Origin of the sequence: Salipiger sp. H15, assembly GCF_040409955.1 — a bacterium.
Lineage (GTDB): Bacteria > Pseudomonadota > Alphaproteobacteria > Rhodobacterales > Rhodobacteraceae > Salipiger.
Genome location: NZ_CP123384.1, coordinates 2287227 through 2298644 on the forward strand (window position 1 = coordinate 2287227; position 11418 = coordinate 2298644).

The 11418-nt window shown below is 70.1% G+C and carries 13 protein-coding genes; 8 read left to right on the forward strand and 5 right to left on the reverse strand.

Annotated features, from left to right (window positions below; genetic code table 11):
* Nucleotides 1-47: 47 nt before the first annotated feature.
* Nucleotides 48-1034: a cobaltochelatase subunit CobS gene (cobS, locus tag PVT71_RS11115; protein WP_108965094.1), complete on the reverse strand. Its 987-nt coding sequence runs from the start codon at nt 1032-1034 to the stop codon at nt 48-50.
* Between the two features lie 256 nt (nt 1035-1290).
* Between cobS and PVT71_RS11120 the strand changes: the two genes are divergently transcribed.
* The 3 genes from PVT71_RS11120 (at nt 1291) to msrB (ending at nt 3383) form a co-directional block, all read left to right on the forward strand.
* Complete coding sequence (locus tag PVT71_RS11120) at nt 1291-1794, forward strand: sigma-70 family RNA polymerase sigma factor (RefSeq protein WP_353473870.1); 504 nt, start codon at nt 1291-1293, stop codon at nt 1792-1794.
* Nucleotides 1791-2483 (forward strand): anti-sigma factor, encoded by a 693-nt coding sequence (locus PVT71_RS11125; protein ID WP_353471852.1) that lies wholly within the window; start codon nt 1791-1793, stop codon nt 2481-2483. Before PVT71_RS11120 ends, PVT71_RS11125 begins: the two co-directional genes overlap by 4 nt.
* 426 nt (nt 2484-2909) lie before the next feature.
* Nucleotides 2910-3383, forward strand: a complete 474-nt coding sequence (msrB, locus tag PVT71_RS11130; protein ID WP_353471853.1) for a peptide-methionine (R)-S-oxide reductase MsrB — start codon at nt 2910-2912, stop codon at nt 3381-3383.
* A 334-nt stretch (nt 3384-3717) separates the two neighbouring features.
* On the opposite strand, the gene PVT71_RS11135 is transcribed toward msrB, so the two are convergent.
* Nucleotides 3718-4344: a J domain-containing protein gene (locus PVT71_RS11135; RefSeq protein WP_353471854.1), complete on the reverse strand. Its 627-nt coding sequence runs from the start codon at nt 4342-4344 to the stop codon at nt 3718-3720.
* A 72-nt stretch (nt 4345-4416) separates the two neighbouring features.
* Here PVT71_RS11135 and PVT71_RS11140 point away from each other — a divergent pair, with 72 nt between their 5' ends.
* Nucleotides 4417-4674: a BolA family protein gene (locus PVT71_RS11140; RefSeq protein ID WP_353471855.1), complete on the forward strand. Its 258-nt coding sequence runs from the start codon at nt 4417-4419 to the stop codon at nt 4672-4674.
* 39 nt (nt 4675-4713) lie between these two features.
* Here the strand turns inward: PVT71_RS11140 and PVT71_RS11145 are convergent, their stop codons facing one another.
* Nucleotides 4714-5163 carry a DUF4177 domain-containing protein gene (locus PVT71_RS11145; protein WP_353471856.1) on the reverse strand — a complete coding sequence of 150 codons (450 nt, stop codon included), beginning with the start codon at nt 5161-5163 and terminating at the stop codon, nt 4714-4716.
* 276 nt (nt 5164-5439) lie between these two features.
* Nucleotides 5440-6603 carry a benzoate/H(+) symporter BenE family transporter gene (locus PVT71_RS11150; protein ID WP_353471857.1) on the reverse strand — a complete coding sequence of 388 codons (1164 nt, stop codon included), beginning with the start codon at nt 6601-6603 and terminating at the stop codon, nt 5440-5442.
* A gap of 135 nt (nt 6604-6738) precedes the next feature.
* Here PVT71_RS11150 and PVT71_RS11155 point away from each other — a divergent pair, with 135 nt between their 5' ends.
* The gene (locus PVT71_RS11155; protein ID WP_353471858.1) at nt 6739-7965 is read left to right on the forward strand and encodes a GTP-binding protein; all 1227 of its coding nucleotides are present in this window, start codon (nt 6739-6741) and stop codon (nt 7963-7965) included.
* Nucleotides 7962-8216 (forward strand): DUF6525 family protein, encoded by a 255-nt coding sequence (locus PVT71_RS11160; RefSeq protein ID WP_353471859.1) that lies wholly within the window; start codon nt 7962-7964, stop codon nt 8214-8216. The genes PVT71_RS11155 and PVT71_RS11160 overlap by 4 nt, the downstream gene beginning before the upstream one ends.
* An 18-nt stretch (nt 8217-8234) precedes the next feature.
* Here the strand turns inward: PVT71_RS11160 and PVT71_RS11165 are convergent, their stop codons facing one another.
* Entirely contained in the window at nt 8235-8804 is a 570-nt protein-coding gene (locus PVT71_RS11165) for a carboxymuconolactone decarboxylase family protein (protein WP_353471860.1), read from the reverse strand.
* Nucleotides 8805-8968: 164 nt separating this feature from the next.
* Between PVT71_RS11165 and PVT71_RS11170 the strand changes: the two genes are divergently transcribed.
* Complete coding sequence (locus PVT71_RS11170; RefSeq protein WP_353471861.1) at nt 8969-9562, forward strand: TetR family transcriptional regulator; 594 nt, start codon at nt 8969-8971, stop codon at nt 9560-9562.
* Nucleotides 9563-9706: 144 nt separating this feature from the next.
* Entirely contained in the window at nt 9707-11320 is a 1614-nt protein-coding gene (locus PVT71_RS11175; RefSeq protein ID WP_353471862.1) for a glucan biosynthesis protein D, read from the forward strand.
* Nucleotides 11321-11418 lie beyond the last annotated feature (98 nt).

The window sequence follows — 11418 nt, forward strand, 5'->3', positions numbered from 1 at the left end:
CGGAAATCCCCGCGCGCGGGGGCAGGGCCCCCGGTGTCCGGTCGCGCTCAGGCCAGCGACAGCGAGGCGGCGCTTTCGGGAAGTTCCTCGTCGAAGCAGCGCTGGTAGAACTCGGCCACGGTCTGGCGTTCGAGTTCGTCGCACTTGTTGAGGAACGACAGGCGGAAGGCGTAGCCCACGTTGCGGAAGATCTCGGCGTTGGCGGCCCAGGCGATCACCGTCCGCGGCGACATCACGGTCGAGAGCTCGCCGTTCATGAAGGCGCGGCGGGTGAAGTCCGCGACGGTGACCATCTGGCGGATGGTCTTGCGGCCCTTCTCGTTGTTGTAATGCGGCGCCTTCGACAGGACGATGTTCACCTCGGCGTCGATCGAGAGGTAGTTCAGCGTCGCCACAAGGCTCCAGCGGTCCATCTGGCCCTGGTTGATCTGCTGCGTGCCGTGGTAGAGCCCGGTGGTGTCGCCGAGGCCCACGGTGTTCGCGGTGGCGAAGATGCGGAAGTACTTGTGCGGCGTGATGACCTGGTTCTGGTCGAGCAGGGTCAGCTTGCCGTCGGTCTCCAGCACGCGCTGGATCACGAACATCACGTCGGCGCGGCCGGCGTCATACTCGTCGAAGACGATCGCGGTCGGGTTGCGCAGCGCCCAGGGCAGGATGCCTTCCTGGAACTGCGTCACCTGCTTGCCGTCGACCAGCTTGATCGCATCCTTGCCGATCAGGTCGATCCGGCTGATGTGGCTGTCGAGGTTGACGCGCACGCAGGGCCAGTTGAGCCGCGAGGCGACCTGCTCGATGTGGGTCGACTTGCCGGTGCCGTGGTAGCCCTGGATCATCACCCGGCGGTTGTTGCGGAAGCCCGCGAGGATCGCCAGCGTGGTGTCGGGGTCGAACTTGTACGTGCTGTCCAGATCCGGCACGCGGTCGGTGCGGTCGGGGAAGCCGTGCACCACCATGTCCGTGTCGATTCCGAACACCTCGCGGACCGAGATTTCCTCGGTGGGTTTCGCATTGATGTCGATCGTGCCATCCGCCATGGTCGTGCCCCTGTCCGGTCGTTAGATACTCTTGCGCACCGTCGTGCCCCATATCGCAGGCAAGGGCAAGGGGGGCGGGCGCGGGGCTTGCATCCGGGCCACGGCAGGGGCCCGGACGGGGCGCGGACGCCACGGATAGTGTTTGCACCGGCTGCCGCAGGGGCATTACTCTGGGTCCACGAGCAGAGGCAGGCAGGCGCGGTACGTGGCGAGTTCATCCCATCCCGACATCGAGGAACTGATCGCGCGCGTGGCCATGGCCGACCGTGCCGCCTTTGCCCGGCTCTACGAGCGCACCTCGGCGAAACTCTTCGGCGTCTGCCTGCGTGTCTTGCAGGACCGGGCGCAGGCGGAAGAGGCGCTGCAGGACACCTACGTGAAGGTCTGGAAGAACGCCGGCAGCTACCGGGTCAACGGCTACTCGCCGATGACCTGGCTGATCACCCTGGCGCGCAATGCCGCCGTCGACCGGCGCCGCCGCAGCGACGCGGGGCGCGCCGTCCAGCCTCTCGAGCTCGACGATCGCCTCGCCGATCCCGCGCCGGGCCCGGCGCAGCAGCTCGAGGCGCGGGCCGAGGCGCAGGCGCTGGCGCTCTGCATGGACGAGCTGCCGCCCGACCGCGCCGAGATGGTGCGCCGCGCCTATCTCGAGGGCGCGACCTATGCCGAGCTTGCCGACGCCACGGGGGTCAAGCTCAACACCGTGCGGACCTGGCTGCGCCGCAGCCTGCTGAGCCTGAGGGAGTGTCTGAGCCGATGACCGGGGCGCCGCAGCCGGACCTGCCCGGAGGGGCCGAGGCCACTGCGGCGGAATACGTGCTCGGCCTGCTCACCGACGAGGAACGCCGCGACTTCGAGGTGCTGCTGGCGCAGGATGCGGACCTGCAGCAGGACGTCGCCAGCTGGTGCGCCTATTTCGCCGCGCTCACCGACCCGATCCCCGAAACCCCGCCGCCCGCCACGGTCTGGACCCGGCTCGAGGCGCGGCTGAACCCGCCCGCGCCGTCCGGGCTCTGGCGGCAGGTGCTGCCCTACCTGCTCGGTGCCGTGGTGGCGGCGGGCATCGCCTGGGCGGCCATGGTCGCGGGGCTGCTCGTGCCGGGCGGCACCGGGCCGGAGCTTCATGCCGAGCTGGTCGCCGAGGCGCAGGGCCTGACGGTGCGGGCTGACTACGCCCCGGCGCGCGGCACGCTGCTCCTGCGCCGCGAGGGCGGGGACTACCCGCCCGACCGCGCGCTCGAGGTCTGGCTGCTCTCCGACGCGGCGCAGGCGCCGGTGTCGCTGGGCGTGATCGCGCCCGAGGGCGAAAGCTCGGTCGCCATCGACCCGGCGCTGGCGGCGCAGCTTGCCGGCGCGACCATCGCGCTGTCCGAGGAGCCGCCCGGCGGCTCTCCGACCGGCGCGCCCACCGGCCCGGTCATCGCCCTCGCACGGCTTGACCCGCGCTGAGCGACACGCGGGCGTGAGAGGGATGTGACCCGCCCCGCTGAAACTCTTTGACCCGCCACCGCGTGTCTTCCCCCGAGCGCGCCCGAACGGGGCGCGTCGCCGTCGCGCGAAAGGCGCAAGGGCGCTCCGGCGCCGCCTTTGCCGACGCACGGGCCGCGGGCGTTGCCAGCCGCCGCGGCCCCGGCGATCCCGGGTCCGGCGCGCAAGACTGTCCCAGCGCGCCGGCCAGCCCGGAGGGTTCCTCCCGGCCCTCAGCCCCACCGCGCAAGCGGGAGGGCCGGGAGGACGCCGCCCCGCCGCGGACCGGAAATTGGGTAGATGGTGACCGTTTCCGTGACCGGATCCCCCGGCGGGGCGCGTGCTCCCGGCTTGACCTCGGCCGGGCCGGGGGCGCATCTGTGGGGCCGGAGGAAAAGGGAGGAGAGGATGAGACGCCGAGGATTTCTCGCGGTGCTCGCCGGATGGGTCGCCGGGGTGTTCGGCCTGCGCGGCCGCGCCCGCGCGGCGGAGGGGTTCGAGATCACCCGCAGCGCCGCGGAGTGGCACGCAAGGCTGGACCCGGGCGCCTACCGCGTGCTGCGCGAGGCCGGGACGGAGCGCGCCTTCAGCTCGCCGCTCAACGCCGAGAAGCGGGTCGGCACCTTCCTGTGCAAGGGGTGCGACCTGCCGCTCTACAGCTCTGAGGCGAAGTTCGACAGCGGCACCGGCTGGCCGTCCTTCTACGAGTCGCTGCCGGGCGCCATCGGCACGAAGCGGGACCGGTCGTTCTTCATGACCCGCACCGAATGCCATTGCCGCCGCTGCGGGTCGCACATGGGCCACATCTTCGACGACGGCCCGCCGCCCACCGGCAAGCGTCACTGCATCAACGGCATCGCGCTCAGCTTCGTGCCCGCCTGACCCCGGAACGATCCCGGCCCGACCGGGTGGGCCGGTCAGGCCGGAAGGGTGGTGCAAGGGTTTCCAAGAGGCCTGCACAGCCAGGGGGAGTGGTGTGCAGGCCAACTTGGTCCGTGAGTGGACACGACAGGGAGCTCGCGTCACCTTAGGCCAGCGGCAGGAATGACCGCCGACAAGTCAACGCTAGCACAACCTTAGGGCAGGTGTCGAGAAAAACACACCAATAGGTTGTGACGGAGTTGGGGGCTGCGCTTGGGCGCGGCGGCGGGTCGATGCCGGGGGGACCCGAACCCCCGGCAGACCACGCGAAAACGGGCCCCGCAGGGCCCGTAAGTCACTTGAAGTTCCGGCTTTCCTTGATCTGGTCCCAGGCCCAGACGACTTCCTGCAGCTGCTCTTCCTGAGAGCGGTCGCCGCCGTTCATGTCCGGGTGAAGCACCTTGATCAGCTTCTTGTAGGCCTTGCGCACCTCGGCCTTGGTGTCGGCGCTCTCGACATCGAGGATCTCGAGCGCGCGCTTCTCGGTCGGGGGCAGGCGGCGGCCGCCGCCCGGGGCCTTGCGGCCGGGGTTGCGCGTCGCGTTGTCGCCCAGCACCTGGTGCGGGTCCTCGATCCCGAGACGGGCCCAGGCCCGGGCCTCGGGGTCGCGGTAATCCTTGGTCTTGCGCTCCCACACCTTGTCCGCCGTGGCCTGAGCGTTCATCTCGGCCTCGGTCTTGCCGTGGAAGAAGTTCCACTGGTTGTTGTACTCGCGCACGTGGTCCTTGCAGAACCACAGGAACTCGTCGAGCACGTCGGGGGCCTTGGGTGCGCGGAACTTGCCGGGCTCCTCGCAGCCCTCGTGCTCGCACAGGCGGGTGGATGTTTCCTGTTCGCCGGTCATTCCGCGCCGGCCGCGTGGGTTCTTTTTCTTAGCCGACTTAATCGACATGTCGAAACCGAAGGGGTCGGGTCTGCTCATGGTCTCACCTTTTCGACTCGGACGAGGGAGTTTAGACAATCCTGACCGAGTTTGAAGAGGCAGGAGCCAAAAATGTCGCGAGCACACGAGATCGAAACCCGCCTGCGGGATGCCTTCGACCCTTCCGAACTCGAGGTTCTCGACGAAAGTCAAAAGCATGTGGGCCACGCCGGCTATCAGGACGGCGGCGAGAGCCATTTCCACGTGCGCATGCGCGCGGCGGAACTTGCCGAGATGAGCCGCATCCAGCGCCACCGCGCGGTGCACGCGGCGCTCGGGAGCGATCTCGTCGGGGCGATTCACGCCCTCTCGCTCGACCTGCAAGGGTAAGCGGGACAGCCGGTCCCGCCTGTCAGCCGGTCAGCTGGATCAGCGCGGCTCGTCCTCGTCCCGCACGGCCGGGGCGGGCACGATCCGCGGTGCCGTGCTCAGCGGCGGCTCGACCGGGCGCACCGAGGACGCGTGCCGGAAGGGCGGCTCCAACACGGGCTCCGGCGTCGCCACGAGCGGCGGCGGCGCGGCGACGTCCTCTGCATCGACATCGACCTCGGGCAGCGGGCCCGTCTGCGGCAGCTGGACGGCCTGCGGCACCGGACGGCGGAACACCAGCAGGGTGCGCCAGACCGTCGTGCTCGAGGTCAGGCCGCTGCGCTCCTCGCTCGGCAGGGTGTCGGCGCGGATGTATTCCCAGCCTTGTTCCGCCATGTCGTTGAGCAGCCGCGACATCGAGACCGCGAAACGGCCCTCGGGGCCCTTGGCGGCCTTGGCCTTCTCGCCCTTGGTCGGGGCCGGGATCACCTTGTATTCGTGGGTTTTCATCTCGGTGCGTCCCCTTCCGTACATTGGTCACCAAAGGGGTATGTCGGGGGGAGCGGCAAGTAAAGACCGGGAGCGCGCCGGAACGCGGCTCCCGGTTGCGTCATGAAGTCGGGTGAGTATCCCGAAATCAATCATTTGACCCCGTGACCCCGATCAATGCTGGGGGCGGGACCGCGGCCTCACGGAGCCCCGGTAGGACTCCAGTTAAGGCGCTTTCCGGCGATGAAAAGGGGCAGGGGGCAAGTTACAACCTGCGCGTTAAACTTCTGCGGGAACTCACCTTTTCAGATGGCGCACCGCCAGCACGGTGCCGCCTAGGGCCAGCCCCCAGACCGCCGCGCCCAACCCCCAGAGCGTGAGGCCCGAGGCGGCCACGAGGAAGGTCACCGCCGCGCCCTCGCGGCTCTCCTCGGCCTGCAGCGCGCCGCTGGCCGAGGCGGCGAAGACCGGCAGCAGCGCGACCCCGGCCAGCACCTGCAGCGTCATCGGCGGGGCGAGCGCCGCCACCGCCGTCACCGCCACCGCGAAGAGCCCGAAAAGACTGTAGAAAACCCCCGCCATCACCGCCGACCAGTAGCGCCGGGTGGGGTCCGGGTGGCTGTCGGCATTGGCGCACATGCTGGCGGTGATCGCCGCGAGGCAGGTGGCCGGGTTGCCGAAGGGCGCGGTCAGCAGCGAGATCCCGCCGACCCCCGCCAGCAGCGGCCCCGGCGGCGGCGTGTAGCCGAAGCTGCGCAGCACCGCGACGGCGGGGATGTTCTGCGTTGCCATGGTCACGATGAAGAGCGGGATGCCGAGGCTCAGCACCGCCTCCAGCGAGAAGACCGGCGTCACCCAGACCGGGTGGCTCATCCAGCCGCCGCCCAGCGGCAGCGAGAAGTCATGCGCCCAGAGCGTCACCCCGAGCGCCGCCAGCACCGCCGCGGGCACGGCGAGAATGCGTTTGATCCGGCCGACGAGGAACCAGCTCAGGAGGATCGGCAGCGCCACCTGCGGCGCCTCGGCCAGCGCGCGGAAGGGCGCCATGCAGAGCCCCGCCAGCACGCCCGCCAGCATCGCCTGCGCCAGCGCCGTCGGCACCGAGGTCACCAGCCGCGCCAGCGCCGGCCAGAGCCCGGCCAGCGCGATCAACGCCCCCGCCACGATGAAGGCCGCCACCGCGCCGGCGAAGCCGTCGGCCAGCGGCTGCGAGGCGGCCAGCAGCGCCACGGCCGGGGTCGACCAGGCGCAGGAGACGGGCTCGCGCCGCCACCAGGCCAGCACGATCCCTGCGATGGCCATCGAGAGCGCCGCCGCCGCCAGCCCCGCGCCGGCCTGCTCGGGGCTCGCGCCCACGGCGGTCAGCCCCTGCAGCACGATGGGGAAGGAGCTGAACACCCCCACGATCGCCACCATGGCCCCGGTCGTCACGTTCTGCAGGTCGGGTCCGGGGCGGCGCATCTGGGGGCTCCTAACGCAAGGTCCCGAACGGCTTAGGCAGCGCGCCGGGGAATGGCAAGCGGGGGCGGGGCTTGCGGGCCGGGGGCGTGTCCTGATATCTGCAATGTTATAACGTAACGAATCGAGAGAGCCGCCATGACCCGTCCCGTTCCCGCCAATGATCCGCGCCTTCCCGTCACCGTGCTCTCGGGCTTTCTCGGGGCGGGCAAGACCACGCTGCTGAACCACGTGCTGAACAACCGCGCGGGCCTGCGGGTCGCGGTCATCGTCAACGACATGTCCGAGGTCAACATCGACGCCGATCTCGTGCGCGCGGGCGGGGCGGAGCTGTCGCAGACCGAAGAGACGCTGGTCGAGATGACCAACGGCTGCATCTGCTGCACCCTGCGCGACGACCTGCTGACCGAGGTGCGCCGCCTTGCCTCAGCGAACCGCTTCGACCACCTGCTGATCGAAAGCACCGGCATTTCCGAGCCGCTGCCCGTCGCCGCCACCTTCGAGTTCCGCGACGCTGAGCGGCAGAGTCTTTCGGACATCGCCCGGCTCGACACGATGGTGACCGTGGTCGATGCCGCGAACCTGCTGCGCGACTATTCCAGCCACGACTTCCTTGCCGACCGGGGCGAGAGCCTCGGCGAGGGCGACAGCCGCACGCTGGTCGATTTGCTGGTCGACCAGATCGAGTTCGCCGACGTGGTGGTGCTCAACAAGGTCGCGACCGCTGGCGAGGACGCGCGGCACGCGGCGCGGCTCATCGTCACCGCGCTCAACCCCGACGCGCGGATCGTCGAGGCCGAGTTCGGCCGGGTCGATCCGGCGCGCATCCTCGGCACCGGGCTCTTCGACTTCGAGACCGCGCACGCGCACCCGCTCTGGGCCAAGGAGCTCTACGGCTTTGCCGAGCATGTGCCCGAGACCGAGGAATACGGCGTGACCTCTTTCGTCTACCGCGCCCGCCGGCCGTTCGTGCCCGAGAGGATCCACGCGCTGCTGAACGGCCCGCTGCCGGGGGTGATCCGCGCGAAGGGGCATTTCTGGATCGCCACGCGGCCGCACTGGCTGGCGGAGTTCTCGCTGGCGGGCGCGCTCAGCACGGTGCGCCCGATGGGCCGTTGGTGGGCCAGCGTCCCGGCCGAGCGGATGCCGGGCCACGAGGGGTTCCACGACTATCTCGCGCAGCACTGGCAGGAGCCTTTCGGCGACCGGCGGCAGGAGTTGGTGTTCATCGGCGCGGGGCTCGACCGCGAGGCGATCACCGCGGCGCTCGACGCGGCGCTGGTCGAGGGGGAGGGCTTCGAGCCGCTGATCTGGCAGGGCTTGCCCGATCCCTTCCCGCTCTGGCGCGAGGCGCAGGCGGCATGAGGCGGCGCAATCTCGGCGCCACGCCGAACCGGCGGCGCGCGTCGGATGCCATGTCCGCCTACGACCGCCTGCCGCCCGAGCTGCGCGCCTGGCTGGCGCAGGCGGCGCTGCCCTGGTCGCCGCGCTCGGCCCTGCGCGCCTGGCGCGGGGCGCTCACCCGCACCGGCTGCGCCGAGGCGGCGGCGGCACGGCTGAGCGCCATCGAGGCGGTACAGCTGGCACGCGCGGCGGGCAGGCCGGGGCGCATCTGACCCCGGCCCGGCGGCGCTTCAGGCGGCCTCGGCGCCCTTCTTCTCCCAGGCGAACTTCTGCATCACCTGGTCCACGGGCGTGTCGGCAAGGTGGTTGGTGTAGTTCGACATGACCTTCTGCGCCACGGCGAGGATCACCTCGAGGATCTGCCGCCGCGTGTAGCCTGCCCCCAGGAACGCCTGCACCTGCGCCTCGTCGAGCGCGCCGCGCTGGCGCACCACCTGCAGCGTGAAGCTGCGCAGCGCCTCGAGCCGGGCGTTCGGCAGCGGCGTCTCGTCGCGCAGCGCGTTGGTGATCGCGTCGTCCACCTGCATCATCCTGGCGATGCCGGTGTGCGCGGGCACGCAGTAATGGCAGGCGTGCTCGACGTTGATCGTCTGCCAGACCACGGTGATCTCGTCCTTGTCGAAGCTGGTCTCCTCGGCAAAGAGCCGGTGCAGGTGCTTGTAGCCGTCAAGCAGCGCAGGCGCCTCGGCCATCACCGAATGCAGGCCGGGCAGGCGGCCGAAGGCCTTCTGCGAATGTTCGAGCAGCGGGCGGCTCGCCTCGGGCGCGGTGTCGAGCGTGTGGATGGTGAAGTCGGTCATCTCGGTCTCTCCCATGATTCTTGAGCGATCACTCAAGATATGTGCATAGGGGTAGCTTTACTTGAGCGATTGCTCAAGATAGATTTTGAGCAACCGCTCAAGCTCGGCACGGTCCGGCCGGGCGGAACTCCATGGGTGGCAGGCAGCGAGGCACGGGCAGGGCGATGGCCAGACAGGCGCGACATGACAGGCAGGAGGTGCTGGCAAGGGCGCTCGATCTCTTCTGGTCGAAGGGCTACCACGCCACCTCGCTCAAGGATCTCGAGCAGGCGCTCGACATGCGCCCGGGCTCGATCTACGCCGCCTTCGGCTCGAAGGAGGCGCTCTTCGCCGAGACGCTCGAGCTTTACGCCGCAAGCTCCTACGCCCAGTTCCGCGAGACGATCGAGGCCGGGCCGAGCCGCCTCGAGGGGCTCGCCAACCACGTCCGCCGGCTCGGCTGCGCGGGGGATGCCGGCCCGTCGCGCGCCTGCATGCTGGTCAAGACCCTGCTCGAGACCCCCGACGACGACCCGACGCTGCGCGCCCGCACCGAGGAACTGATGCGCCGCATGGAGGAGATGTTCGCCCGCACCTTCCGCGAGGCGCAGGAGCGCGGCGAGCTTGGCCCCGAGGCCGATCCGCAGCGCCTTGCAAGCCGCCTGCAGGCCGAGATCTTCGGGCTGCGCGCCTATGCGCAGCGCACGGATTCGCGCGCGCGGGTGGCGCAGCTTGCCGAGGACATCGCGCGCGATCTCGAGGCACGCGCCCACGCCTGAGCCGTGCGCCCTGCGGGCCCGCGCGGCTCGCTTGACGGAAGATCGAAAATCGGCAAAGCCTCGCGCATCCGGGGCAAAGCCAATTGCTGCGGCGCGGAAAAGCGCCGATTTTTGCTCGGGAACCTACGCTTTCCGGAGTCACGCATGTCCGACGCTTCGCTCGACCGCCGCGCCTTCCTCGCCTCCGCCCTCGGCACCGGGGCCTTCTTCCTTCTGCCCGAGCTCGCCCGCGCCCAGACCGGCGCCATCGCCTCGGGCATCCCGCTCGGCCCGCCCAAGCCCTTCTCCTTCGACACGCTGCGCGAGCTCGCCGCGAATCTCGCCAAGGAGGAGTTCGTCCCCATGGCGGTGCCCGACGCCGAGATCCTGCAGCAGATCGACTATGACGCCCATGGCGCGATCCGCTTCCGCGAGGACCGCGCGCTCTGGGCCGACCAGGGCGAGGCGCAGCCGGTGCGCTTCTTCTTCCCCGGCCGCTACTTCCCCGAGCCGGTGCACGTCTACGCGCTCGAGGAAGGCACCGCGCGCGAGGTGCCCTTCTCGCGCGATCTCTTCGAGATCCCGCAGGGCAGCCCCGCGAACCGGCTGGAGAAGACCGACGGTTTCGCCGGGTTCGCCGTGCAGGACCCCGAGACCCGGCTCGACTGGATGGCCTTCCTCGGCGCCTCCTACTGGCGCACGGCGGGCTACTCGGGTCAGTTCGGCCTCTCGGTGCGCGGCCTGGCCATGGACACGGCAATTGCGGGCGGCCCCGAGGAGTTCCCGCGCTTCACCCGCTTCTGGCTGGAGCAGGGCGCAGGGGGTGAGCTGACCACCTACGCGCTCTTGGAAAGCCCGCGCGCCACCGGCGCCTACCGCATCGCCTCGCGCCGCGAGAACGGCGTCATCCAGGACGTCTCGGCCGAGATCTTCCTGCGCGGCGATTGCCAGCGGCTCGGCATCGCGCCGCTCACCTCGATGTTCTGGTTCGGCAAGCACAACCGCCACGTCGCCGCCGACTGGCGCCCCGAGGTGCATGACAGCGACGGGCTCGAGATCCACACCGGCAACGGCGAGCGCATCTGGCGCCCGATCAACAACCCGCCGCGGGTCATGGCCAACGCCTTCGGCACCACCGATCCCGCCGGCTTCGGCCTCATGCAGCGCGAGCGCAGCTTTGCCGAATACGAGGATGACGGCGTGTTCTACGAGCGCCGCGCCTCGGCCTGGATCGCCCCGAAGGAGGGCTGGGGGCAGGGCGCCGTGACGCTGGTCGAACTGCCCACGGATGACGAGATCCACGACAATATCGTCGCCTTCTGGACCCCGGCGGAACCTGCCAAGGCGGGCAGCTCCTACAGCATGAACTACCAGCTCACCTGGCTCGAGGACTGCCCCGTTCCGCCGCGCAACGCCCGATTCATCGCGGTGCGCATGGGCAAGGGCGGCATCCCCGGCCAGCCGCGCCCGGCGGATACGGTCAAGATCGTCTGCGATTTCGACGGCATGGGCATGGAGGGGCTGGACCGCGGTCCCGACACGCTGCCCGTGGTCTCCGCCTCGCGCGGCGCGATCTCGGGCGAGGTCGCCTACCCGGTGGTCAGCACCGACAACTGGCGGGCGATGTTCGACCTCGACTTCTCGGCCATCGCGGCCGAGGACGACGAGCCGATCGACCTGCGCGTCTACGTCTCGCACGAGGGCGAGGCGATGACCGAGACGATGATCCTGCAGCTCTTCCCGAGCCAGCTCCGCCGCCTGCTGGAGGCGCGCGGCTAGGGCGAAGGCCCGCCCGGTCTCACGCCGAAGCCGCCGGGCATTCCGACAAACGAAAAAGGCCGCCCCATCGGGCGGCCTTTGCGTTTTCACAGGGCCGG